Origin of the sequence: Massilia sp. CFBP9026, assembly GCF_034045165.1 — a bacterium.
GTDB lineage: Bacteria > Pseudomonadota > Gammaproteobacteria > Burkholderiales > Burkholderiaceae_D > Telluria > Telluria arenae.
The window spans coordinates 322,702-346,630 of sequence record NZ_JAXCWH010000007.1; the positions used below are offsets into that span (position 1 = coordinate 322,702).

Genomic DNA, 23,929 nt, shown 5'->3' on the forward strand with positions numbered 1-23,929 from the left:
GCTTTCAGTCGTCCTGGCGCGCCCGGTGTCCCGGGGGCGCCAGGTGGCCCAGTTTGTCCGGATTGCGCATCACATAGATGGCCTTGATGCGCCCGTCGTCGATTTCGAGCGCCATCGTCTGCAGCATGGCGTCGGGTTCGAGCGTGATCCGCCCCGGCAGGCCGTCGATGCTGGCCGACTGCAGCAGCTCGGCCGCGTCCCACGCCGCCTTGACCTTCTGCGCCAGCAGGAAGCGCAGCACCTTCTCCTGCCCGAAGATCGGATTCATGGTGGCCTGGCGCTTGCCGCCGCCGTCCCCATAGAACACCACGTCGCTCGACAGCAAGCGGGTGAGCTGGGCCACGTCGCCGCTGCGCGAGGCGGCGAAGAAGGCGGCGGCGATCTCTTTCTGACGGTCCTGCGGCACCGGGAAGCGCGGTCGTGCGCCGGCCAGGTGGGCGCGCGCGCGGCTGGCCAACTGGCGGCAGGCCGCCGGCTCGCGACCGATCGCCTCGGCCACCTCGTCGAAGTCCATGTCGAACACATCGTGCAGCAAGAAGGCGGCGCGCTCCAGCGGCGACAGGCGTTCCATCGCCAGCATCAGGGGCAGGGTGATGTCGTCGTCCTCGTCATCGGCGGGGTCGATGTAGGGTTCCGGCAGCCAGGGACCGATGTATTCCTCGCGCTTGACGCGCGCCGACTTGAGCACGTCCAGGCACAGGCGCGTCACGGTACGCACCAGGAAGGCTTCCGGTTCGCGCACCGCCTCCTGGTCGGCGCCGTGCCAGCGCAGCCAGGCGTCCTGCACCACGTCCTCGGCCTCGGCCACCGAACCGAGCATGCGGTAGGCGATGCGCTGCAGGCGCGGGCGGCGGGCGGTGAAGAAGGCGGCGGAGTCGATGTCGGAAGTATCCATGGGCGAAAATGATACGCGAAAAAAAAGGCCCGGATTCGATCCGGGCCTCTCTCGGCGGGCAGAGGCTGCAGCCCCGGCCCCCGGTTCGGTTTACGCGTCCTGCATCACGCAATCGACGAAGTAGCCGCGCTTGCCGTCGACTTCACGCTTGACCAGGCCGTGGACGTCGGTCTCGAAGCCCGGGAAGCGTTCGTTGAAGTCGCGCGCGAAGCGCAGGTAGTCGACGATCACGCGATTGAAACGCTCGCCCGGGATCAAGAGCGGAATGCCCGGCGGGTAAGGCGTCAGCAGGATCGCGGTGATGCGGCCTTCCAGCTCATCGATCGCCACGCGCTCGATCTTGCGGTGCGCCATATTGGCGAAGGCGTCCGACGGCTTCATGGCCGGGATCATGTCCGACAAATACATCTCGGTGGTCAGGCGGGCCACGTCGCGCGATTTGTAGAAGGTGTGGATCTCGGTGCACAGGTCGCGCAGGCCGTGCGTCTCGTAGCGCGGGTTGGCCGAGGCGAACTGCGGCATCGCGCGCCACATCGGGGCGTTGCGGTCGTAGTCGTCCTTGAACTGCTGCAGCGCCGTCACCAGCGTGTTCCAGCGGCCCTTGGTGATGCCGATGGTGAACATGATGAAGAACGAGTACAGGCCGCACTTCTCGATGATGACGCCGTGTTCGGCCAGGTACTTGGTGACGATCGAGGCCGGGATGCCGGTCTCGCCGAACTGGCCCGACAGGTCCAGGCCCGGGGTCACGATGGTGGCCTTGATCGGGTCGAGCATATTGAAGCCCGGCGCCAGCTTGCCGAAGCCGTGCCAGTTCTCTTCGGCGCGGATCATCCAGTCGTCCTGGGTGCCGATGCCTTCTTCCGAGAATTTATCCGGACCCCAGACCTGGAACCACCAGTCGTCGCCGAAGTCCTCGTCGACCTTCTTCATCGCGCGGCGGAAGTCCAGCGCTTCCAGGATCGATTCCTCGACCAGGGCAGTGCCGCCCGGCGCTTCCATCATGGCCGCCGCGACGTCGCACGAGGCGATGATCGAATACTGCGGCGAGGTCGAGGTGTGCATCAGGTAGGCCTCGTTGAAGGCATCCTGGTCGAGCTTGACCGATTCGGATTCGCGCACCAGCACCTGCGAAGCCTGCGACAGGCCGGCCAGCAGCTTGTGGGTCGACTGGGTCGAGAAGATCATCGACTCTTTCGCGCGCGGACGGTTCTGGCCGATCGCGTGCATGTTCTTGTAGAAGTCGTGGAAGGTGGCGTGCGGCAGCCAGGCTTCGTCGAAGTGCAGGGTGTCGATCTTCCCGTCCAGCATTTCGCGCAGGGTCTCGACGTTGTACACCACGCCGTCGTAGGTCGACTGGGTGATGGTGAGGATGCGCGGCTTCTTGTTGACGGCGTCGCGCGCGAACGGATTCGCCTCGATCTTGCGGGCGATCGATTCGGGCGTGAACTCTTCGAGCGGGATCGGTCCGATGATGCCCAGGTGATTCCGGGTCGGCATCAGGAACACGGGGATCGCGCCGCACATGATGATCGAGTGCAGGATCGACTTGTGGCAGTTGCGGTCCACGACGACGATGTCGCCCGGCGCCACGGTCGAGTGCCACACCATCTTGTTCGAGGTCGAGGTGCCGTTGGTCACGAAGTAGCAGTGGTCGGCGCTGTAGATGCGCGCGGCGTTGCGCTCGGACTTGGCCACCGGGCCGGTATGGTCGAGCAGCTGACCGAGTTCCTCGACCGCGTTGCAGACGTCGGCGCGCAGCATGTTCTCGCCAAAGAACTGGTGGAACATCTGGCCGATCGGCGACTTCAGGAAAGCCACGCCGCCCGAATGGCCCGGGCAGTGCCACGAATACGAGCCGTCGTAGGCGTAGTTGACCAGCGCGCGGAAGAATGGCGGCGCCAGGCTGTCGAGGTAGGCCTTGGCCTCGCGGATGATGTGGCGCGCCACGAATTCCGGGGTGTCCTCGAACATGTGGATGAAGCCGTGCAGCTCCTTCAGGATGTCGTTCGGGATGTGGCGGCTGGTGCGCGTCTCGCCATAGATATAGATCGGGATATTGGCGTTCTTGTGACGGATTTCCTTCACGAAGGCGCGCAGGCCGGTCAGTGCGAAATCGGTCTCTTCGAGCGAGCCGCCGCCGAATTCCTCGTCGTCGATCGACAGGACGAAGGCCGATGCGCGCGATTGCTGCTGGGCGAACTGGGACAGGTCGCCATAGCTGGTCACACCGACGACCTCCATGCCTTCCTGTTCCATCGCGGCCGCCAGGGCGCGAATGCCGAGACCGGAGGTATTCTCCGAGCGGAAATCCTCATCGATGATGACGATAGGGAAACGAAATTTCATGGACAGCTCCAAAACGAAGCGCCGTGGAGGCGGCAGGTCCTCGCCGGAACGTTCCGGAAGGTCTGGCCGCCGCGCACGGCACCGTAGAAAAATGAGAAGCGGATTTTCGCAGAAAACACGGGTCCCGGTGCAAGTTTTTTTGCTAGGTTAGCCACTGTTCCGGAAGGGTGGCGCACTCTAGTCGCATTCAGCCATCCATTCGGCGTCCGGCGCGCCGGATGCCCTCGGTCAACAGCGCGGCAGCGAGAGCGCCGATGAGCGGGATCGGTGACAGCGCCGTGACATTGCCATGCATGAAGGCGAACAGTCCCAGCGTGATGCCGAAGGCCGCCACGGCCCCGGTGAGCGTGAGCAGCCAGGTGCGGCGCGCCAGCAGCGTGACGGCGGCCAGCGAGATCGCGATCTGCTGGGCCACCGAGGCGGCGGCCCATTGGCGCTGGCGGTGCAGGGCTTCGTCCGAGCGGCGGGTCGATTCGCCCGACGCCGCTTCCCAGCGCTCGGCTTCCTTGCGGATGACGTCTTTTTCTTCCCGGTAGCGCTCCGCTTCGTCGCGGTAGCGCACGCCGTCGACGCCGGGCAGCGTTGCGGCCAGCTCGGCCAGGTTCTGGCGGCTCGACTTGGCCTGGTAGTGGCTCCAGGCGTTGGCGGCGCTGGTCTTTTCCATCGCCGCCTGGGTCTTGTACAGACTGGCGTCGTTATGCGACGACGTGCCCAGGAAGGCGAACAGGGTGCCGAGCGTGGCCAGCACCGCGATCAATACCGCGACGCGGCCGGCGAAGCCGTCGCCGCCGCGCGAACCGGGTGGGCGTGCCGACTCGTTCATGGCAGCGCCTCGCCGCGTGCATAGCTCACGAAGGCGTAGTCGAAGCCATTGGCCTCGCTGCGGTGGCTGTCGCGCGCGGTTTCGCGCCACACGGCCGCGTCGATCGGCGGAAAGAAGGTGTCGCAGGCGAAGACGTGGTCGATGTGGGTGACGATCATGGCGTCGGCGAGGTTCATGGCCTGGGCGAACACCTGGGCGCCGCCGATGATGCTGGCCGGCGCGCCGCCGAGCATGGCGATGGCCGCATCCAGCGACGTCGCGCGCTCGGCGCCTTCGTGCGACCAGTCGGCGTTGCGGGTAATGACGATGTTGCGCCGTCCGGGCAGGACGCGGCCGATCGAGTCGAAGGTCTTTCGGCCCATGATCACCGGCTTGCCGAGCGTGACGCGCTTGAAGTGGGCGAAATCCTCGGGCAGGTGCCAGGGCATCTTGTTGTCGATGCCGATGCCGCCCTTGGCGTCGATGGCGACCACCAGGGTCAGGCGAGGGACGTTGCTCATACGGCCACCGGCGCCTTGATCGCTGGATGCGGATCGTAGCCCGTGATCTCGAAGTCCTCGAAGCGATAGTCGAACAGCGAATCGGGCTTGCGCTTGATCTCGAGGCGCGGCAGTGCGCGGGTATCGCGCGACAGCTGCAGCTCGACCTGTTCCATATGGTTCGAATAGAGGTGGCAGTCGCCGCCGGTCCAGACGAAGTCGCCCACCTCGAGTCCGGCCTGCTGCGCCATCATGTGGGTCAGGATCGCGTACGAAGCGATGTTGAAGGGCACGCCCAGGAAGATGTCGGCGCTGCGCTGGTACAGCTGGCAGGACAGTTTGCCGTCGGCCACGTAGAACTGGAATAGCGCATGGCAGGGCGGCAGCTTCATTTGAGGCACGTCGCCCACGTTCCAGGCCGAGACAATCATGCGGCGCGAATCGGGCGTAGTGCGGATCTGTTCGAGCACCTGCGATATCTGGTCGATGTGTTCGCCGGACGGCGTCGGCCAGTTGCGCCACTGATAGCCGTAGATTGGGCCCAGGTTGCCTTCGGCATCGGCCCACTCGTCCCAGATGGACACGCCGTTGTCCTTCAGGTAGGCGATATTCGTCGAGCCCTGCAGGAACCAGATCAGTTCATGGATGATCGACTTCAGGTGCACCTTCTTGGTGGTCAGGAGCGGGAAGCCTTCCTGCAGGTTGAAGCGCATCTGATGGCCGAACACCGAACGGGTGCCGGTGCCGGTGCGGTCGGTCTTGATGGCGCCATGCTCTTTCACATGGCGCATGAATTCGAGATATTGGCGCATTGCGTTACGTGGTTGAAGAATCTGTCATTTTAGCATTCGCCGTCAGTGCCGCGGCGAATCGCCGCAGTGCTTCTCGCACTGAGTCATCGGACATCGACAGCAGGTTGTCGCCGACGTAGATCTCGATGACGCTCGACGCCGGCAGGGCGCCATGGACGGCGCGGTTGAACATCCAGATGCCTTGCTCGCGCGCCAGCGCATCGCGCACTGCCAGCGCGCGCTCGCGTTCCACCGGCAGGTGAAGATGCAGCATATTCGACTGCGGTGCGACTGGGTTGACGCGCAGTTCGGGATAGGCACGCAATGCCTCATACAGGAAGCGGGTGCGCTCGAAATACGCGGGCATCGCCGCCAGCCGCGCGTCGAACCCCATGGCCGCCGCCACGATATAGGGCGAGCGATGGATGACGTTGCCGCCCTGGCGCCGGAACCATTCGGCGCTGCGGTCCACGAAGGCGCGGCTGCCGAGCAGCATGGCGCCACCCAGCCCGCCGATGCCCTTGTACAGCGACACGTAAACGGAATCGAAGCCGGACGCGATCTCGGCGGCATTGCGGCCATACCCGGCCGCCGCTTCCCACAGGCGCGCGCCATCCATGTGCAGGTGGATGCCGCGGGTGCGGCAATGGCGCTTGATCGCTTCCAGCTCGTCCCAGTCCGTGAGTTGGCCGCCGATCTCGCGCATCGGGATCTCGAGGCCGACGGCGCCGAGGCGGTCCGGCACCGCCGCCAGGTCGGCCTCGATCCAGGGACGGTGACGGTCGCCGACCGACAGCGCCTGGAAATGGTCCAGCAACTGGTAGTTGGAACGTTCGTGAACGAAGATGTGCGAGGTCGGATGCAGGGCCACCAGGCGGCTGCCCCGATCTTCAGCCCCGAGGCGCAGCGCCGTGACCTGGGCCATGGTGCCGCTGATGCAGAACACGGCGGCCTCGAAGCCCAGCAGGGCGGCGACCTTGCGTTCGAAGTCCTGGATCAGGGCGCCGTTGCCGTAGACGTCGTGGTCGACGTCGTGTTCCTCGCACCAGGCGGCCATGGCGGCGAACAGTTCGGCCGGGCGCGGCTGGCGGTGGCCGGGGAAGACGGTATGGCAGCGGCGCTGCAGGTCGGTGTCAGGCAAAGCGGGCTCCTGGAAGGCGAGCCCGCTACTCTATCAGTTCTCGATCAGCGCGCGGCGCTTGGGCGCCGTCAGCGCGCCGGGCTCGCGCTCGTCCGCCAGGCGGAAGCGGCGCACCGAACGCGCCAGCGCGTCGGCCTGTTCGTGCATGGCCTGGGCGGCGGCGCTGGCTTCTTCGACCAGGGCGGCGTTCTGCTGGGTCACGGTGTCCATCTCGACCACCGAGCGGTTGATCTCCTCGATGCCCTGCGTCTGTTCCTGGCTGGCGCTGCTGATTTCGGAAATGACGTCGGTCACGCGCTGCACGCTGTCCAGCACTTCCTGCATCGTGACGCCGGCTTCTGCGACCAGCTGGCTGCCGGCGTTGACTTCGCTGTTGGAGGCGTCGATCAGGACCTTGATCTCCTTGGCGGCGGCCGCCGAGCGCTGGGCCAGGTTGCGCACTTCGCTCGCGACGACCGCGAAGCCGCGGCCCTGTTCGCCGGCGCGGGCCGCTTCCACGGCCGCGTTCAGCGCCAGGATATTGGTCTGGAACGCGATGCCGTCGATGACGCTGGTGATGTCCGAAATCTTGCGCGAGGCTTGGGAAATCGAGTCCATGCGCGCTACCACCTGCGACACCGTGCTGCCACCTTTCTGGGCAACCTCGGAGGCGCTGCGGGCCAGCTGGTCGGCCTGGCGCGCATTGTCGGCGTTCTGGCGCACGGTCGTGGTCAGCTGGTCCATCGACGAGGCGGTGGTGGCCAGGCTGGCCGCTTGCTCCTCGGTGCGGCTGCACAGGTCCAGGTTGCCGGTCGAGATTTCCTGCGAGGCGGTGGCGATGTGCTCGGCGCCGTCGCGCACCTGGCCGACCACGCCCGACAAGCGCGCGCCGATCTCGTTGATGGCGCCCACGAGGCGGCCGATCTCGTCGTCACGGCGTGCGGTGGCCGACGCGGTCAGGTCGCCGTCGGCGATGCGGGTGGCGACCGCCTGCACCTCGGCCAGCGGACGGGTGACGGTGGCGCGCACCAGGAAGTACAGCACGGTAGCCAGCACGGCCAGCGCCGCCAGGCCGAACACGATGAAGCGGTTGCGCAGCTCGGTCGCGGCGGCGGTGATCTCGTCACGGTAGGTGCCGCCGGCGATGACCCAGTTCCAGTCCTTCATCTCTGCATAGGCCGCGAACTTCTCGCGGGCGCGCAGCTCACCCGGGTTCTGCCAGTCGTAGCTGATGGTGCCTTCCTTCTTCTCCAGCATCTCCTTGATGAAGGCATGGCCGTCGGCCGACTGGCTGTCGAGGATGTTCTCGCCTTCCTTGTTCGGGTGGACGATCAGGTCGCCATAGGTCTTCGGCGCCGCCGACAGCACGAAGAAGTAGCCGGTATCGCCGACCTTGACGGCGCGGATGCGCTCCTTGAGCGCGGCAACGTCGGCCGTGATGTCGACCCCGACGTAGAGGGCGCCCACGACCTTGCCGGCCGCGTCGCGCACCGGCTCGTACTGGGTGATGAACTGTTTGCCGAACAGCGTGGTCAGGCCGACATAAGTGCGGCCGGCGCGCAGCGCCGGGTAGGCCGGCGAGGCCTTGTCGAGCGCGGTGCCCACCGCGCGCTCGCCGTTTTCCTTCTTGACCGAGGTCGTTACGCGCACGAAGTCCTCGCCGGCGGCGGCGAAGATGGTGGCGTTGCCGCCGGTGCGTTCGGTGAATGCGTCAGGGGCGCTGAAATCGAGGTTGAGCGCATGGCCGGCCACGCTCAGGGTCGGCACCTGGCGCCCGCCGATATCGACGGTGGTCGCCTCGTCGAGCGCGAAGTCGCCAGGCAGGCCGGCGCGGAAGATGCGGCCGAAGCTGACCGCCTGGCTACTGACGGTCTTGTTGAACAGCTCGACGGTGCTGGTGACGCCGTGCAGCTCGTTCCTCACGCTGTCGATGGCGCGCCGTTCCAGCATGCCGGAGGTCAGGACGGTGATGGTCGCGATCAGGGCGGCAATGATGGCGCCGGCCAGCAGGAAGGTGACTGCGCTGATGCGCGTGCCGACATTCCAGCTCGCTGGACTAAATTTACGGTTGCTCATGTATTGTGAGGAAAAATAGAGGGATATAACCCGCGATCATACCTCGCAAACTTTTCGTGCCGCAACATTTAGTGAGTTTTGGAATGCTACCTGGTGTCCCCGGTACAACAGCTTGGTGGGTTGCTACGTAATACTACGGATTGTAGTTTCAAGCCGTGTCTTTACGCAGCCACCGGCGCATGGGTCTGGAACTGCAGCGCCGCCAGGTTGGCATACACACCCCGCAGCGCGATCAGCTCGGCGTGGGTGCCGGATTCGACGATCCGGCCCTCGTCCAGCACGATGATGCGGTCGGCCCGCTGCACCGTCGCCAGGCGGTGGGCGATGATGATGGTGGTGCGGCCGACCATCGCGGCCTCCAGCGCGCGCTGCACCAGGCGTTCGGATTCGGCGTCCAGGGCGCTGGTGGCTTCGTCCAGCAGCAGCAGCGGCGGGTTCTTGAGCAGGGCGCGTGCGATCGCGATGCGCTGGCGCTGGCCGCCCGACAGGCGCACCCCGCGCTCGCCCAGGAATGAGGTATAACCCTGCGGCAGGCGCTCGATGAAATCGTGGGCCGCGGCCATTTTGGCCGCCGCGATCACCTCGTCGTCGCTGGCATCCGGGCGGCCGTAGCGGATGTTTTCCATGGCGTCGAGCGAAAAGATCACCGTATCTTGCGGCACGATGCCGACCGCGCCGCGCAGCGACTGCAGCGCCAGGTCGCGCACGTCGACGCCGTCGAGGCGGATGGCGCCGGCCTGCGGATCGTAGAAGCGCAGCAGCAGCTGGAACAGGGTGGTCTTGCCGGCGCCGGAAGGGCCGACCACGGCCACCGTTTCGCCGGGGCGGATATCGAGCGCCAGGTGCGACAGGGCGGCTTCGTCAAGGCGCGACGGATAGGCGAAGGTCACGTCGTCGAGCGTCACGCGGGCGCCGTTCTCGGTGCGTGCAGGCAGGGCCTTGGGCTGCAGCGGATCCTGGATCTCGGATTGCGCGCCGAGCAGCTCGAGCAGGCGTTCGGTGGCGCCGGCGGCGCGCTGGGCGTCGCCCATCACTTCCGACAGGGCGCCGACCGAGCCGGCCACGATGCCGGCGTACAGGATGAACTGGCCCAGGTCGCCGCCGGTCATGGTTCCTTCGAGCACGGCGTGGGCGCCGAGCCACAGCACGAACACGATGGCGCCGAATATCAGCACGATGGCCAGCATGGTCAGCGTGGAGCGGGCGCGGATGCGGCGCATGGCAGTGGTGAAGGCGCCTTCGACTTCCTTGCCGAAGCGGCCCGATTCATGGCCTTCGCGGGTAAACGCCTGCACGGTCGGCATCGCGTTCAGGATCTCGCCGGCCACCGCCGAGGCGTCGGCGATGCGGTCCTGCGAATCGCGCGACAGCTTGCGCACGCGGCGGCCGAACAGCACGATCGGCAGCACCACCAGCACCAGGAGGCCCAGGATGATGGAGGTCAGGCGCGGGCTGGTCACGAACAGCATCACCAGGCCGCCGAAGAACAGCAGCGTATTGCGCAGCGCCAGCGAGATGCTGGTGCCGACCACGGTCTGGATCAGGGTGGTGTCGGTGGTCAGGCGCGACAGCACTTCGCCGGTGCGGGTGGTCTCGAAGAACTCGGGACTCTGGCGCACCACATGGCCGTAGACTGCGCTCCTGATATCGGCAGTGACGCGCTCGCCCAGCCAGGACACCATGTAGAAGCGGGCGGCGGTGGCCACCGCCAGCACTGCGGCCACGCCGAACAGGGCCAGGAAGGTGGCGTTGATGTGTTCCAGGCTGCCGCCTTCGATGGCGGCGCCGGCGGCAGCGGTTGCAGAAGCCGCGCCGGCCGCGCCGAAGCCCAGGTCGATCATCTGCTTGAAGGCCGCGGGGATCGCCAGGGTGGCGCCGGCCGCGAACAGCAGGGCGATGCCGGCCAGCAGGAACTGGCGGCGGTAGGGACGCAGGAAAGGACTCAAGCCCCTGAGGGTGGCCAGGCTGCTCTTGCGGGATGTTTCTGGGTCGGTCTTGCCGGTATTACGGGTGGTCATCGTGTTTTGGTGTTTCGGTCGTTCTTATTATCGTTGTCTGGTCAAAGCTTCATGGGCTGCACGTAGCCGGTCATCTCGAGGTAGCCGCGGCCCACCCGGCGGCCGTCCTGCATGATTGTGACCGCGCCTTCCCAGTACACGGCGCCGGTCGAGCGGCGCGAATCGAGTTCCTGGTCCTGCTGCAGCGGCACCACCTGCCAGCGCTCGGTCCCCGTGGTGATCGTGGTCGCGATCGGATACGTGGCGCCGGTGCGCGGCGACTTCCAGTGCGTCTGAGGCGCGAACCCGATCTGCTCGGGCGCGAAGTGCACCACCTTGCCGGCCTTGTCGCGCCGGGTGGCGTGCGCCCATAGTTTACCACCTTGGCGGTCGCGGATCTGGAAAGCCATCAGGGCGCCGCCGTCGTCGAGGTTGGCGCCGACCCAATCCCAGCCCACGGCGTCCGGCTGCAGCGCCTCGCTCGACCATTCGTGGTCGAGCCATGCGTTGCCGGTCACCTGGGTGGCGGCCATGCCGGCGCGGCCGACCGTGCCCGACACGTCGAGGTGCGGTTCGCTGTAGTAGTAGCTCGCATGCTGGGCGCTGGGGCCCTTGCGCGAATACCCGCCCTGGCCCTGCACCAGCACCGGCTGCGTCGGCTTCAGGCGCAGTTCGAGCGTCAGCTGGTTGGAGCGGATGGTGACGCGGTAGACGCCGTTCGCGTCACGCACCATGCGCCAGTCGTCCAGTTTCAGGTCGGTGTTGCCGGGCCGGGCCCAGGCCATGCTGAAGCCTTCGCGCGCGCTGCGCTCGTCGTGGACCAGGCGGCCGACCTGGGGATCGGACAGGGCCGCGTGGCCGATCACCAGCTGGCGCGGCGCGAAGTGGCTCGGGTTGGCGTTGTCGGCGCCGGTGCGGCTGCGAAAGAACGTGACCTGGAAGCCGAGCGGGCGCTTGTCGGGCGTCTCGACCCAGCCGGTGACGTACCACCACTCGGTGCGAAATTCCGGATGGGCGCCGTAATCTCGCGGGAACGACAGGCCGGCGCCAGGGGTGACGGGCGCATAGACGGGCGGCGCAGCATGGGCAGACAACGACAGCAACACCAGCAGGCACAAAATAAAACGCATTACCAATCCTCTCTGACCGCGCGCACCGGACCGCCGGACAAAGCCTGGCGTCCCGAAACGAGCGCAGTAGCAACCGATGCCGTGACCAATACCGCGGCCACGCTGCCAAGCAGGGGCCAGGGCAGGTGCAAACCCATGGTCCAGTGGAAGGACTGCGGGTTGATCACGTATACCAGGATCAGGCTGATCACCAGCCCGAGCGCGAAGCCGGCGACGACGCCGAGGCTCGTGAGCAGTCCGCCTTCGAAGGCGAGCAGATGCAAGACCTGGCGCCGGGTGACGCCGACGTGGCGCAGCATACCGAATTCTCGCGCCCTTGCCAAAGTCTGGGCCGAAAAACTTGCCGCGATGCCCGACAGGCCGATGGCGATCGCGATCGCTTCGAGCAGGTAAGTGACGGCGAAACTGCGGTCGAAGATCTTGAGGCTCATGGCGCGGATGTCGCCGGGCCGCATCATGTTCAGCGACGCGCCGAATGGCAGCGCGCGCAGGCTGCCTTCCAGCGTGGCGGCGTCCACGCCACGCACGGTCCACAAGGCGGCGTCGGTGACCTCGCGCTCGCCCGTCAGCCGCTGGTAGTCCTGTAGCTGGATCACGACCGAACCGCCTTGATTGGCATAGTCGCGCCAGGCGCCGGCGACGAAGAACTCCACTTGCGCGCCGCCCAGCGGCAGGCGCAGGCGCTGGCCGACGCGGGCGCCGTACAGGTCGAGCACCGCTTCCGACACCCAGGCCGGCCTGCTGCCTGCCGGGATCGCTGCGGACTCTCCGACCAGGTACAGAACGCGCGCCGGGTCGCTCGCGTCGATGTCGCGGGCGATGACGACGATCGGCGGCCGTTCGGGCGACAGGGACACGCGCCGGGTGCGCAGGAACTGCACTTTCTCGACGCCGGGCAGATTGGTCAATGCGGCCTGCTGCGCGCCGCTCAGGAAACCGGTGCCGCCGGCATCGACCGTGCGTACGTACAGGTCGGCCGGCAGGATGTGCCCCATCCAGTCGTCGACCGAGACCCGGAAGCTCGACACCATGATCCCCATCGCCACCATCAGGCTGAAGCTGGCCAGGATGCCTCCCAGGGCAATCGAGGCCTGGCCCGGCGCATTGGCCAGACGCGCCAGCGACAGCGCCAGCACCGGGGATCCGCTGCTACGCCGCGCCAGCAGCGATTCAAGCGCGCGGAAGGTCAGCGCCGCGAAGCGCGGCATCAGGCCGATGCCGCCCACCAGCAGCAGGGCGATCGCGAGGTAGCCGAACAAGGGCAGTTCGAACACCGGCGGCGCGAACGAGAAGACGGCGGCCAGCGCCAGGCACACGAAAGAGGGCCAGATCCGCGCCAGGCGCGTGAGCGGCGCTTCGTCGGCCCCGGACTTGATGGCCACCGCCGGCCGTGCGCGCGCCGCCTCCCAGGCCGGCGCCAGGCAGCCGAGCAAGGCAACGCCCAGACCCAGCGCGAAGAACACGATGGCGGCGCCGGGCGTGAACGCCACCTGCGGGCGGATGCCGGGGAAGTAACCGGCGCCGAGGTCGCCGCCAAAGAAATGCAGTGCGGCCGCCGCCAGCGCATAGCCGGCGCCGATGCCGAGCAGCGCGCCGAGCACGCCCAGGCTACCCCCTTCGAGCAGCACCTGGCGCAGCAACTGGCCCCGTTCGAGGCCCAGCACCCGCAGCAGCGCGAACTGGCTGCGCCGGCGCATCACCGACAGCGCCTGCGTCGAAAACACGAGGAAGGCGCCGGTGAACAACGCCACCAGCGCCAGCACGGTCAGGTTGACGCGGTAGGCGCGGCTCATGTTCGCGGTGCGGCTTTCCTGGTCGGCGTCGTTCGGCTGGCCGACCGTAAAGCGGCCCGGCCAGGTGCGATCGAGTTGGGCGGCGAGATCGCGCTGGAAGGCGGCGAGGTCGACTCCATCGCGCAATTTGAGGTCGACCCGCGACAGCTGGCCCAGGCGGTTGAGGCGCCACTGGGCGGCGCCGATGTCCATCACCGCCAGGCGCTGGCCGGCGCGGGCGCGCTGCACCGGCCCGGCCACGCGCAGGGCGATTTCTCCGGTGCCGGCCCGCAGCACCAGGGTGTCGCCGCGCCGTTTATCGAGCCAGGCCTCGGCTGCCGGCGACAGGAACAGCGCGTCGTCGGCCAGAATGTCGAGGCGGCGGCCCTCGTCCGTCACCCCGAGCAGGTCGGGCGAGATGGCGCCGGCGCGAAAAGGGTCGATGCCGACGATGCGCAGCGGACCGTCGGCCCCGGGCACGCCGGCCTGGACGTCGAGGATGGGCGAGGCCAGCGCCACCTCGGGATGCTCGGCCAGGAAGGGGTAAACGGATTCGTCGAACAGCGGCTCGCGGCCCTGCACCTGGATGTCGGCCTGGCCCGACAGGCTCTTGACGGCGGCCGAGAATTCGTTGAAGGCGGCGGCGTTGATCAGGTGGATGGCGAAACCCATCGCCACGCCGACGGCGATTGCCGCGATGGCGACCAGGGCCCGCACCGGATGCGCGCGCCACTCGCCGAGCAGCAGCCAACGCGACAGCTGGCTCAGGCCGGGCATTCCACCGCCAATGTTTCGGCCTGGCGCCGCACCTTGATCCGCGCCGCCTCCTTGGCGTCGCCGCGCGTGCGCGCGAGGTCTTCCTCGAGCCACTGGCGCTGCAGGCGTAGCTTGTCGCAGCGCTTGCGCAGCGCCAGCGCCGCGCGCCGGGCGCGTTCGCCGTCGCGTTCCTCGCGCAGTGTCTGCTCGGCGCGTTCTTTATCGATCTCGAGGACCATGTCGCGCGCGCGGGCCATGCGCGCCTGTGTTTCGGGATCGGGTGGCGGCGCGGCGCGCAGCGCCAGTTCTGCGCCGGCGCCCGGACAGGGGCGGTCGGCGTAGGTCACGCGCCCGCCCTCATGGCATTTATAGATGGCGGCGGCGGCCTGGCCCTGGCACAGGATGCAGGCCGTGGCGATCGAGAGCAAGCGGTGCATGCGCGACTCCTGGTCATAGTATCTTCCCAGGATTCATGATGCCGAGCGGGTCGAGCGCGGCTTTGATGGCACGCATCATGCCAAGTTCGACCGGCGACTTGTAGCGCGCCAGTTCTTCGCGCTTGAGCATGCCGATACCGTGTTCGGCCGAGATCGAGCCGCCGCAATCCGCCACCAGGTCGTGCACGATGCGATTCACGGCCGCCTGGTGTCCCAGGAAGGCCTCGTGCGATTCCCCGGCCGGCGGCGCTACGTTGTAGTGCAGGTTGCCGTCGCCCAGGTGGCCGAAGGTGACCGGCTGGCAGCGGGGAAAAGCCGCCTGCAGCGCGGCGTCGGCGCGCGCGATGAAGTCGGGGATGCGCGATACCGCCAGCGAAATATCGTGCTTGATGTTCTTGCCGGCCGCCGCCTGCGCCAGCGGAATGTGCTCGCGCAGCCGCCACAGGTCCAGCGCCTGCCTGTTCGACGTCGCCACCACGGCGTCGAGGGCGACGCCGGCCTCCAGCGCCTCTCCGATGCTCGATTCCAGCAGCCCGTGGGCGTGTGCATCCGATTCATTGCTCGAGAGCTCGACCAAGGCGTATTGCGGATGGCGATCCGCGAACGGCCTTGGCAGGTCGGGAAACTGTGCCGCAACCAGTTCCAGGCAGAACGCGGACATCAGCTCGAAGCCGGTCAGCGCCGCCCCGCAGCGCGCCTGCAGAAGGCCGAGCAGTTCGACTGCCTGGCGCGGCGAATCGAGGGCGACCAGGGCGGTGAGCGCGGCGCGCGGCGCCGGATACAGTTTCAGTACCGCCGCCGTGATCACGCCCAGCGTGCCCTCGGCGCCGATGAAGAGTTCGCGCAGCGCATAGCCGGTATTGTCCTTGCGCAGCCCGCGCAAGCCATCCCAGACCTCGCCCTGGGCGTTGACGACTTCCAGGCCCAGGCATAGTTCGCGGGTATTGCCGTAGCGCAGGACGGCGGTGCCGCCGGCATTGGTCGACAGGTTGCCGCCGATCGTGCAACTGCCCTCGGCCGCCAGCGACAGCGGATACAGCATCCCGGCCTCGCCCGCCGCGGCCTGCACGTCGGCCAGGATGCAGCCGGCGTCTACCGTCATGGTGCGGTTCAGGGGATCGATGGATCGGATGCGATTGACGCGCCGCAGCGACAGCACGATGGCGGCGCCCGAGGTGTCGGGCACGCTGCCCATGACGAGCCCGGTGCGCCCGCCTTGCGGGACGATGGGCACGCGCGCCGCTGCGCAGGCGGCGACGATGGCGGCCACTTGTGCGGTATCCAGGGGGAGTACAACCGCCAGGCCGCGCCCGCTGTAACGGCCGCGCCAATCCGCCATGAACGGCGCCATCGTCGCTGCATCGGTAATGACGTGGGCGTCGCCGACGATCGCGCGGCAGCGCGCCAATAAACCCTCAGCCATGCGGCACTTTGACCTTGTCCAGCAACTCCTTGGCCAGGCGCTGCGCCTCTTTCTTGTACGGGCGCAGATAGAGCAGGGCGCAGAAGTAATACACCACGACCAGGGCGATCTCGCCGATGGCCATATGGCGCGAGGCCGCGCTCTGGTCGGCCCAGGCGCGCACCACGCCTTCGGCAAAATAGATCAGGATCAGCATCGACGACCATTGCAGGGTGTACAGGTCGCGCTTGATGACGCCGCGCAGCGGCAGCAACAGGGGCAAGGCCTTCAGCGCGAGCAGCCAGCTACCGGGCTGCAGGGGCGCCACGAAGGCTTCCCAGGCGACCAGCCAGCCGATCAGCCAGATCAGGCTGGCGATCGCCCCCATGTGAAAGACTTTTTTCCCTGTTCCCATCAGCGGCTTCCCTGCAGTTTCAGGGCCGCCTCTGCCAGGCGGCGACCGAGCGCAATCGTCAGCGTACGCTCTTCTTCGGTGACGGGGCGCTTGCCATCGACGCCGGCCCAGTGGGTCGCGCCGTAGGGGCTGCCGCCGCTGGCGGTGTTCATCAATTCGGGATGGGTATAGGGCAGGCCCATCACCATCATCCCGTGGTGCAGCAAGGGGATCATCATCGACAGCAGGGTTGCCTCCTGGCCGCCATGCAGGCTGCCGGTGGAGGCGAAGACCACGGCCGGCTTGCCGGACAGTGTGCCATTGACCCATTCGGTCGCGGTACCGTCGAGGAAGTACTTCATGCTGGCGGCCATATTGCCGAAGCGCGTAGGCGAGCCCAGCGCCAGGCCGGCGCATTCGCGCAGGTCGTCATGGTCGACGTAGGGCGAGCCCTGGTCGGGAATCCCGGGCGCGGTCGCTTCGGCTACCGACGAGACCGGCGGTACGGTGCGCAGCCGGGCCTCGGCTCCCGGCACGCTGTCGATGCCCTGGGCAATCAGCTCGGCCAGCTTGCGCGTGGCGCCATGGCGCGAATAGTAGAGGACGAGGATGCTCAGAGGGGTCGTGTTCATCCTTGGTATTATAGTGCGGTTTGTTGAACGCTTTGTGCATTGAAATGGTTGCGACGATGACGAAACCGGTGAATCCAACACCATGCTGAACAAGACAGTAGAAGGGTTGTCGCGTGCCGGCGGTGAGTTCGTCAATGGCAGCGACGAGCGCGGCCTGACCTGGCCCGAGGCGCGCGACCTGGTGCGCTTTGCCGTGCGTCGCCTGCGCGAAGAGCGCCTGCCGCAGGTGGCGGGTAGCCTGACTTTCACCACGACGCTGGCCCTGGTGCCGCTGCTGACCATCGTGCTGGCCATCTTCACGATGTTCCCGGCCTTCGGCCAGGTGCGCGAGATGATCGACGCCTGGTTCGTCCAGAACCTGATGCCCAAGGCGATCGCCAGCACCATCAGCGGCAACCTGACCCAGTTCGCCGACAAGGCCAAGGGCCTGTCGGCCCTCGGCGCGGTGGTGCTGCTATTCACCACGGCCGCCACGATGAGCCTGATCGAGCGCGTGTTCAACCAGATCTGGAGCGTGCGCCAGCCGCGCCCGCTGCCCCAGCGCCTGCTGGTCTACTGGGCCTTGCTGACCCTGGGTCCGCTGCTGTTCGGCCTGTCGATCAGCTTTACCTCGCAGCTGGTGGACGTGACGGGCGGCCTGGAACGCGACGCGTCCCTGCTCGGCACGCTGTTCTTCACCCTGGCCTCGGTGGCGGTCACCACCGCCGGCTATACCTTGCTGTACGTCGTGGTGCCGAACCGCAAGGTGGCCTGGCGCGACGCCTTCTGGGGCGCACTGGCGGCGGCGATCGCCTTTGAGATCGCCAAGCGCGGCTTCGGCCTGTTCATCCGCCAGTTCCCGACCTACGCCATCATCTATGGTGCGCTGGCTGCGCTGCCCTTATTCCTGGTCTGGATCTATGTGACCTGGATGATCACGCTGGTCGGCGCGATCCTGAGCGCGGCGCTGCCGGTGGTCAAGCATGAGCGCTGGTGGTACCAGCCGGCGCCCGGCGGCGCCTTCGTCGATGCGATGTCGGTGCTCAAGGTGTTGCACGGCAGCGCCAAGCTGAGCGGCAACGCGCTGGTGGCCGGCAGCACGATCCGAGACCATACCCGGATCGGGTACGACGAACTCGGGCGCCTGCTGGACCGGATGGTGGCCGAGGGCTGGGTCGGGCGGGTGCAGGACGACGCTCCGGCACGGGCCCGCTGGCGCTTCAATCGCGGCGGCAACCAGGAGAACTGGGTCTTGCTGGCCGATCCGGGGAGCTTGCGCCTGGCCGACGTCTACAAGCTGTTTGTGTTCGATTGCGCGGCGGCCGAGGCGATGCAGCGCGAAGACGGCGTTGCGGACACGCCGCTGGCGCTCGACGTCGGCGACCTGGCGCGCCAGGTCGAGGAGGCGGTCGAGGCCGGCCTCGAACAGACGCTGGCGGCGCACTTCGGCGATCCCGAGGAAGCCGTGATGGCGGACATCGAAGCACGCGCGACGAGCTGAAAGTTCAGCGAGGCGGACGACTAAGCGGCCTCATCCTTTTAACTGAACCTCGCGGGCTCTGCGGCCAAGCGTAGCAGGGCGTCGAGCACCGCGTCGGGCGCTTCGCTCATCATCGCGTGGCCGGCGTCCACGCCGACGACCGTGGCATGCTTGATCCCGCCGGTCAGCAACTGCGCCGAGCGCGGCGGCGTCATCATGTCCTTCTTGCCCTGCACGAATAGCGTCGGGCAGGCGACCGAGGCCGCCGCGGCCTCGCCGTTGGCATATGCGTTGCAGGCGGAGAAATCCGTGTGGAACAGGCCATTCGCGCCGCGCGCCGCCATGCGCTGCATCAGGCGCCGCGCCGTGTTGATCACCGAGGCGCCCGGGCCTGCGGTCGAGGGGCCGGGCAGCCAGGAGGCATGCGACCAGGCGGCGACCATGTCGATGGCCGCGTCCTGCTTGGTGCGCGCTGCATCCAGCAGCGTATCCGACACCCGCATCGGGTAGGTGGCGCCCAGCAGGGCCAGTCCGCTCATGCGCTGCGGCGCGACGTGGGCTGCCTCCAGCGCGATCAGCGAACCCATGCTGTGCCCGGCCAGCAACGCACGACTGACGCCGGCCGCATCGAGCACGGCGATCACCCAGGCGGCCATGGCCTCGACCGTGGACAAGGGCGGTCCACCGCTGCGACCGTGTCCCGGCAGATCCGGCGCCAGCACTGCGTAGCCGCGGTGGGCGAGGGCGCGGCTCTGCAAGGCCCACACCGAATGGTCGTTCTGGGCGCCGTGGATCAGCACGACGACCGGCAGGCCTGGGTCGAAGGCCTTGCCGCCGGTGTAGCAATAGACTTGATGGCCATTGACGTCGAGCAGCATCTCAAGCCCCCTTCGCGGCCAGCTTCAGGCCGCGCTTGAGATCGTCGATCAGGTCGTCGGGGTCCTCCAGCCCGACCGACAGGCGCAGCGTACCTTCCTTGACGCCGCTTGCCGCCAGGTGCGCGGCCGGCACGCGGAAATGGGTGGTCGACGCCGGGTGGATCACGAGCGATTTGGCGTCGCCCACGTTCGCCAGGTGCGAGAACACCTGTAAACCGTCGGCGAAACGGCGGCCGGCAGCGCGGTCGCCTTTCAGCTCGAAGGTGAAGACGGCGCCGCAGCCCTTCGGCAGGATGCGCTGCGCCAGTGCATGGTCCGGATGGCTGTCAAGTTCCGGATAGGACACCGACGCCACCATCGGCTGCGCGGCGAGGAACTCGACCACGCGCCGGGTATTGCCGACGTGGCGCTCCATGCGCAGGCCGAGCGTCTCGATGCCCTGCAGGATAGCGAAGGCGTTGTGCGGGCTCATTGCCGCGCCGAAATCGCGCAAGCCTTCGCGCCGCGCGCGCAGGGCGAAGGCGCCGACGGTCGACTCTTCGCTGAACACCATGCCATGAAAGCCCTCGTAGGGCTCGCACAGGGTGGCGAAGCGCCCGCTGCGCTCATGCGCCGCCTGCCAGTCGAAGGTGCCGCCATCGACCAGCAGGCCGCCGATCGCGGTGCCGTGGCCGCACAGGAACTTGGTGGCCGAGTGGAACAGCAGGTCGGCGCCGAGGTCGAAGGGGCGCTGCAGCCAGGGCGTGGTGAAGGTCGCGTCGACCATCAGCGGCAGGTCGTGCGCGTGCGCGAGTTCCGAGACCGCCGGGATGTCGAGCACGTCGAGGCCCGGATTGCCCAGCGTTTCTCCGAACAGCAGCTTGGTCGACGGCCGGATCGCGGCGCGCCAGGCATCGAGGTCGCGCGGATCGACGAAGGTGGTCTCGACGCCGAACCTGCGCAGGGTATGGGCCAGCAGGTTGTGCGAGCCGCCGTACAGGGCGCGCGAGGCCACGATATGGTCGCCGGCGCCCACCAGCGTCGTCAAGCCCAGGTGCATGGCCGCCTGGCCGCTGGCGGTGGCGATGCCGGCCACGCCGCCTTCGAGCGCGGCGATGCGCTCTTCCAGCACCGCATTGGTCGGATTCGAGATGCGCGAATACACATGGCCAGCCTGTTCCATATTAAAGAGCGTGGCGCCGTGGTCGGAATCGCGGAAAGCGAACGAGGACGTGAAATGGATGGGCGTGGCGCGCGCGCCGGTGCTGGGATCGGGGGCGCTGCCCGCGTGCAGGGACAGGGTGTCGAAGCCGGGAGGTCGGGGAGCGCTCATGGTGGACTCGTATCAGTGAGGATGGCGCATCCTAGCAGTTATGGGTCTTTGCGCAATCTGCGCTGCACCATCTTGAACCTGAGCTTGCACCATGATACAGCGCAACGCTGGATTTTTTGGCGAGCATAGGCTACAGTCGGTGTTATGCCTTATACAAATTTATCCAGTATCAGCAATATTGACGAAGCGGGGGTGGCGAACATGAAAGTTTCGGAAATCCTGCAAGTGAAGGGCAATATCCTGTACACCGTAACGCCTGACCAGCCGTTGGTCGACGCGGTGACCACGATGTCCGAGAACGATATCGGTTCGCTGGTGGTGATGGAGTACGGCGACCTGGTCGGCATGCTGACCTTCCGCGAAGTGCTCAATGCGCTGCACGCGAACGGCGGCGCGGTTGGTGCCGGCACCGTGCGCCGCCACATGAACGACAGCCCGATCACCGTGACCCCGGACACCGAGGTCAACGAGGTGCGCCGCATCATGCTCGAGAAGCACGCGCGCTACCTGCCGGTGATGGACGCCCGCACGCTGCTGGGCGTGATCTCGTTCTACGACGTCGCGCGCGCCGTGCTGGAAGCGCAAAGCTTCGAGAATCGCATGCTCAAGGCGTATATCCGCGATTGGCCGGCGGAGCAGAACGCGCCGGATTAAACGTCCGCAGCAGACGCACGTCGTTCCCGCCCTCGCCGGGCGCCTTGGCGGGAACCTAAGTGTATATGCGCTGACGCAACGGCGAATCGTATCGACGACTCGTATGAATTAGGTTCCCGCCTTCGCGGGAACGACGTTGGTTGATGCGCCGACGACGATGCCGATCACGACATCGGTTACGCCGCGCGCGTCATCGGATTCCCCGCCAGCCACTCCAGCAGCGCTTCCGGCGACAGCGGCCGCGCATACAGGAAGCCCTGCGCCAGCGGGCAGCCGAGCTGGCGCAGGATCTGCGCCTGGCGTTCGTCCTCGACCCCTTCGGCGATCACCGACAATCCCAGGTTGCGGCCCAGTTGCACCACCATCTGCGCGATGCTGCTGCCGCGCGCCGATCCCGTGATCTCGGTGACGAAGGTGCGGTCGATCTTGAGGCGGTCCACCTGCAGCCGCTGCAGATGCGAGAGCGACGAAAAGCCGGTGCCGAAATCGTCGATCGCGATCGACACGCCAGTGCGCTTGACCTGGGCCAGCTTCTCGACCAGCAGCGCCGGTTCTTCCATCGCCATCGATTCCGTGATCTCCAGCTCGATGTAGTCGGGTGGCGCGCCCGTGTCGAGCAGCGCGCGGCGCAGCATGTCGACGAAGTGCGGATGCCTGAACTGCACCTGCGAGACGTTCACCGACATCGTGAAGTCGCGGTGGCCCGCCGCGCGCAGGCGCATCAGTTCGGCGCAGGCCTGGCGCAGCACCCATTCACCGATCTCGACGATCAGGCCCGAGTATTCGGCGATCGGGATGAAGCGGTCGGGCGGCACCATGCGGCCGTCTTCCAGGCGCCAGCGCAGCAGCGCCTCGGCGCCGAACGGGCGATTGGTGGCCAGGTCGACCTGCGGTTGATAGTGCAGGAACAGCTGGCCGCGCTGGAAGCCGCTGCGCAGCGCGTGCATCATGCGCACCCGCTCGCGGATCTCGACGCCCATGCTGCGCGAAAAATAGAAGTGGCCGGCGCGCTGCTGCGACTTGGCGCGCTTGAGCGCGATGTCGGCATCCTTGAGGGCGTCGGCGCCGCTACCGTCGTGCTCCGGCAGGCGCACCAGGCCGAGCGTCGCCGAGACTTGCACGTCCTGGCCGTCGATGCGGAACGATTCGCGGAACAGCGCTTGCACCTGGGCCGGCTGCACCGCGTCGGCGTCGCCCAGCACGCAGAAGATGTCGCCGCCGATGCGGCCGATGTCCAGGCCAGGCGCCAGGCGCGACTTCAGGCGCTGGCCGACCGCCACCAGCAGCAGGTCGCCGAAATGGTGGCCGAGGGCGTCGTTGGTTTCGGCAAAATGGTCGAGGTCGACCAGGGCCAGCACCGAGGCCGTGCGGCGCGGGCCGGCCAGGATGGCGTCGAGCAGCTCGACCACGCGCGTGCGGTTCGGCAGGCCGGTGAGCGGGTCATGGAAGGCCGACTTGTTCAGGCTGGTGACCAGCTCGCAGTTGTCGAGGCATACCGCGACCATGCCGCAGAACACCTTCAGCAGGCGCCGCTCCACCTCGTCGATCGGACGCTCGAGCGGGATGCAGGCGACGAAATCGCGTCCCGCCTTGCCCGGGAAGTACATATTCAGCAGGCCGTCCTCGGCGCCGCACTGGCGCTGGAGCAGGGTGCGCTCGGCGGCGACCGCGAAATGGCCGCTCAGTTCACGGCCGTCGAGGTTGCGGCAGGCGCCAGCGGCGGCCACCGCGCGCAGGGTCTCGGGGCGGCCATGGCCGCTGTCGCGGGTGCACAGCACGCCCTCTGGCGGCTGGCCGACCAGGCGCCCGGCCTGGGCCAGGATGCCGGTCGCCACGTCGCGCACGCCGTGCAGGGCCATCAGCTCGGCGCAGGCGGCGACGATGCGCTCCATGCCGATGCGGTTGGCCTCGAGCGCGCGGATCTGCTGGTAGGAGCGGATCGCGGCGGCCACCGTCGTATACAGCTTGGTGCGGGTCAGCTCGGACTTGGTGCGGTAATCGTTGATGTCGTAGCCGCGGATGGCTTCCATCTCGGGCGCATAGCCGGGCTGGCCGGTGCGCAGGATGATGCGGACGTCGTGCAGGCCCAGTTCGTCGCGGATGCGGCGCACCAGCAGCAGGCCGGCGTCGGCGCGTTCCATCACCACGTCCAGCAGGATGACGGCGATATCGTGTTCACGCGCCAGCAGCTCGAAGGCTTCGCTGGCGGAATAAGCGTGCAGGAAGACCAGCGGGCGGCCCTGCATCTCGACGTTGCCGAGAGCGAAGGTAGTGGTCGAGTGCACATCGGCATCGTCATCGACCACCAGGATGCGCCATGCTGGACTCGGGGATGCGGCGGCGGCGGCTTCGTCGGCAAAGACGAGGTCGTCAATAACGCTGTCATCCTTCAGTTGTCCCGAGGGCGTAATCGATGCTGGCATGTGCTACGTCTCCAGGTTGGCTCGGCATGGATAACTTCAGTATATATGCAATTGTAAAAAGGCAAGGGCACGAACCGGCCCGTCGGTAAAAAATATATCTTGCTGGAAACATATTTGCGACAGTCGATCGAACGATGTTCGTTTCTGCTT

Annotated in this window: 19 protein-coding genes; 2 read left to right on the forward strand and 17 right to left on the reverse strand. The window is 67.2% G+C overall.

The window, feature by feature from the left end; translation table 11 throughout:
- Window positions 1-4: 4 nt before the first annotated feature.
- From SOM28_RS18885 to wrbA, 14 genes are all read right to left on the reverse strand, one after another.
- Window positions 5-895 (reverse strand): sigma-70 family RNA polymerase sigma factor, encoded by an 891-nt coding sequence (locus SOM28_RS18885; RefSeq protein WP_320469052.1) that lies wholly within the window; start codon window positions 893-895, stop codon window positions 5-7.
- A gap of 90 nt (window positions 896-985) precedes the next feature.
- Window positions 986-3,244 carry an arginine/lysine/ornithine decarboxylase gene (locus tag SOM28_RS18890; RefSeq protein WP_123068240.1) on the reverse strand — a complete coding sequence of 753 codons (2,259 nt, stop codon included), beginning with the start codon at window positions 3,242-3,244 and terminating at the stop codon, window positions 986-988.
- 187 nt (window positions 3,245-3,431) lie between these two features.
- Entirely contained in the window at window positions 3,432-4,067 is a 636-nt protein-coding gene (locus SOM28_RS18895) for a DUF4337 domain-containing protein (protein WP_320469053.1), read from the reverse strand.
- Entirely contained in the window at window positions 4,064-4,567 is a 504-nt protein-coding gene (locus SOM28_RS18900; protein ID WP_320469054.1) for a dihydrofolate reductase, read from the reverse strand. Before SOM28_RS18900 ends, SOM28_RS18895 begins: the two co-directional genes overlap by 4 nt.
- Window positions 4,564-5,358, reverse strand: a complete 795-nt coding sequence (gene thyA / locus SOM28_RS18905) for a thymidylate synthase (protein ID WP_320469055.1) — start codon at window positions 5,356-5,358, stop codon at window positions 4,564-4,566. Before thyA ends, SOM28_RS18900 begins: the two co-directional genes overlap by 4 nt.
- Window positions 5,359-5,362: 4 nt before the next feature.
- Window positions 5,363-6,478, reverse strand: coding sequence for a threonine aldolase family protein (locus SOM28_RS18910; protein WP_320469056.1), 1,116 nt, complete (start codon window positions 6,476-6,478; stop codon window positions 5,363-5,365).
- 33 nt (window positions 6,479-6,511) lie between these two features.
- The gene (locus tag SOM28_RS18915) at window positions 6,512-8,533 is read right to left on the reverse strand and encodes a methyl-accepting chemotaxis protein (protein ID WP_320469057.1); all 2,022 of its coding nucleotides are present in this window, start codon (window positions 8,531-8,533) and stop codon (window positions 6,512-6,514) included.
- Between the two features lie 161 nt (window positions 8,534-8,694).
- Window positions 8,695-10,551 (reverse strand): ABC transporter transmembrane domain-containing protein, encoded by a 1,857-nt coding sequence (locus SOM28_RS18920; RefSeq protein ID WP_320469058.1) that lies wholly within the window; start codon window positions 10,549-10,551, stop codon window positions 8,695-8,697.
- Between the two features lie 41 nt (window positions 10,552-10,592).
- Window positions 10,593-11,660 (reverse strand): lipocalin-like domain-containing protein, encoded by a 1,068-nt coding sequence (locus tag SOM28_RS18925; protein WP_320469059.1) that lies wholly within the window; start codon window positions 11,658-11,660, stop codon window positions 10,593-10,595.
- On the reverse strand, window positions 11,660-14,209 hold the full coding sequence (locus SOM28_RS18930; RefSeq protein ID WP_320469060.1) for an ABC transporter permease: 2,550 nt from the start codon (window positions 14,207-14,209) through the stop codon (window positions 11,660-11,662). Before SOM28_RS18930 ends, SOM28_RS18925 begins: the two co-directional genes overlap by 1 nt.
- Window positions 14,197-14,625, reverse strand: coding sequence for a DUF4124 domain-containing protein (locus tag SOM28_RS18935; RefSeq protein ID WP_320469061.1), 429 nt, complete (start codon window positions 14,623-14,625; stop codon window positions 14,197-14,199). Before SOM28_RS18935 ends, SOM28_RS18930 begins: the two co-directional genes overlap by 13 nt.
- 13 nt (window positions 14,626-14,638) lie before the next feature.
- On the reverse strand, window positions 14,639-16,048 hold the full coding sequence (locus tag SOM28_RS18940; protein ID WP_320469062.1) for an FAD-binding oxidoreductase: 1,410 nt from the start codon (window positions 16,046-16,048) through the stop codon (window positions 14,639-14,641).
- Entirely contained in the window at window positions 16,041-16,442 is a 402-nt protein-coding gene (locus SOM28_RS18945; protein ID WP_147936914.1) for a DUF2069 domain-containing protein, read from the reverse strand. The genes SOM28_RS18940 and SOM28_RS18945 overlap by 8 nt, the downstream gene beginning before the upstream one ends.
- On the reverse strand, window positions 16,442-17,053 hold the full coding sequence (gene wrbA / locus SOM28_RS18950) for an NAD(P)H:quinone oxidoreductase (protein WP_123071120.1): 612 nt from the start codon (window positions 17,051-17,053) through the stop codon (window positions 16,442-16,444). The genes SOM28_RS18945 and wrbA overlap by 1 nt, the downstream gene beginning before the upstream one ends.
- Window positions 17,054-17,135: 82 nt before the next feature.
- Here wrbA and SOM28_RS18955 point away from each other — a divergent pair, with 82 nt between their 5' ends.
- Complete coding sequence (locus SOM28_RS18955) at window positions 17,136-18,533, forward strand: YihY family inner membrane protein (protein ID WP_123071119.1); 1,398 nt, start codon at window positions 17,136-17,138, stop codon at window positions 18,531-18,533.
- A 38-nt stretch (window positions 18,534-18,571) separates the two neighbouring features.
- Here the strand turns inward: SOM28_RS18955 and SOM28_RS18960 are convergent, their stop codons facing one another.
- Complete coding sequence (locus SOM28_RS18960; RefSeq protein ID WP_123071118.1) at window positions 18,572-19,390, reverse strand: alpha/beta fold hydrolase; 819 nt, start codon at window positions 19,388-19,390, stop codon at window positions 18,572-18,574.
- Window position 19,391: 1 nt separating this feature from the next.
- Window positions 19,392-20,702, reverse strand: coding sequence for an O-acetylhomoserine aminocarboxypropyltransferase (locus tag SOM28_RS18965; RefSeq protein WP_320469063.1), 1,311 nt, complete (start codon window positions 20,700-20,702; stop codon window positions 19,392-19,394).
- Between the two features lie 201 nt (window positions 20,703-20,903).
- Between SOM28_RS18965 and SOM28_RS18970 the strand changes: the two genes are divergently transcribed.
- Window positions 20,904-21,356 carry a CBS domain-containing protein gene (locus SOM28_RS18970; RefSeq protein WP_123071116.1) on the forward strand — a complete coding sequence of 151 codons (453 nt, stop codon included), beginning with the start codon at window positions 20,904-20,906 and terminating at the stop codon, window positions 21,354-21,356.
- Between the two features lie 176 nt (window positions 21,357-21,532).
- Here the strand turns inward: SOM28_RS18970 and SOM28_RS18975 are convergent, their stop codons facing one another.
- On the reverse strand, window positions 21,533-23,779 hold the full coding sequence (locus SOM28_RS18975) for a GGDEF/EAL domain-containing response regulator (RefSeq protein ID WP_320469064.1): 2,247 nt from the start codon (window positions 23,777-23,779) through the stop codon (window positions 21,533-21,535).
- Window positions 23,780-23,929: the final 150 nt, after the last annotated feature.

What these genes read in the sequence shown, in the direction of transcription:
- SOM28_RS18955 (WP_123071119.1), top strand. Translation starts at nt 17,136, where the DNA reads ATGCTGAACAAGACAGTAGAAGGGTTGTCGCGTGCCGGCGGTGAGTTC.
- thyA (WP_320469055.1), bottom strand. Translation starts at nt 5,358, where the DNA reads ATGCGCCAATATCTCGAATTCATGCGCCATGTGAAAGAGCATGGCGCC.
- SOM28_RS18960 (WP_123071118.1), bottom strand. Translation starts at nt 19,390, where the DNA reads ATGCTGCTCGACGTCAATGGCCATCAAGTCTATTGCTACACCGGCGGC.
- SOM28_RS18890 (WP_123068240.1), bottom strand. Translation starts at nt 3,244, where the DNA reads ATGAAATTTCGTTTCCCTATCGTCATCATCGATGAGGATTTCCGCTCG.
- SOM28_RS18970 (WP_123071116.1), top strand. Translation starts at nt 20,904, where the DNA reads ATGAAAGTTTCGGAAATCCTGCAAGTGAAGGGCAATATCCTGTACACC.
- wrbA (WP_123071120.1), bottom strand. Translation starts at nt 17,053, where the DNA reads ATGAACACGACCCCTCTGAGCATCCTCGTCCTCTACTATTCGCGCCAT.
- SOM28_RS18965 (WP_320469063.1), bottom strand. Translation starts at nt 20,702, where the DNA reads ATGAGCGCTCCCCGACCTCCCGGCTTCGACACCCTGTCCCTGCACGCG.
- SOM28_RS18925 (WP_320469059.1), bottom strand. Translation starts at nt 11,660, where the DNA reads ATGCGTTTTATTTTGTGCCTGCTGGTGTTGCTGTCGTTGTCTGCCCAT.
- SOM28_RS18940 (WP_320469062.1), bottom strand. Translation starts at nt 16,048, where the DNA reads ATGGCTGAGGGTTTATTGGCGCGCTGCCGCGCGATCGTCGGCGACGCC.
- SOM28_RS18900 (WP_320469054.1), bottom strand. Translation starts at nt 4,567, where the DNA reads ATGAGCAACGTCCCTCGCCTGACCCTGGTGGTCGCCATCGACGCCAAG.
- SOM28_RS18920 (WP_320469058.1), bottom strand. Translation starts at nt 10,551, where the DNA reads ATGACCACCCGTAATACCGGCAAGACCGACCCAGAAACATCCCGCAAG.
- SOM28_RS18975 (WP_320469064.1), bottom strand. Translation starts at nt 23,779, where the DNA reads ATGCCAGCATCGATTACGCCCTCGGGACAACTGAAGGATGACAGCGTT.
- SOM28_RS18885 (WP_320469052.1), bottom strand. Translation starts at nt 895, where the DNA reads ATGGATACTTCCGACATCGACTCCGCCGCCTTCTTCACCGCCCGCCGC.
- SOM28_RS18915 (WP_320469057.1), bottom strand. Translation starts at nt 8,533, where the DNA reads ATGAGCAACCGTAAATTTAGTCCAGCGAGCTGGAATGTCGGCACGCGC.
- SOM28_RS18895 (WP_320469053.1), bottom strand. Translation starts at nt 4,067, where the DNA reads ATGAACGAGTCGGCACGCCCACCCGGTTCGCGCGGCGGCGACGGCTTC.
- SOM28_RS18930 (WP_320469060.1), bottom strand. Translation starts at nt 14,209, where the DNA reads ATGCCCGGCCTGAGCCAGCTGTCGCGTTGGCTGCTGCTCGGCGAGTGG.
- SOM28_RS18935 (WP_320469061.1), bottom strand. Translation starts at nt 14,625, where the DNA reads ATGCACCGCTTGCTCTCGATCGCCACGGCCTGCATCCTGTGCCAGGGC.
- SOM28_RS18945 (WP_147936914.1), bottom strand. Translation starts at nt 16,442, where the DNA reads ATGGGAACAGGGAAAAAAGTCTTTCACATGGGGGCGATCGCCAGCCTG.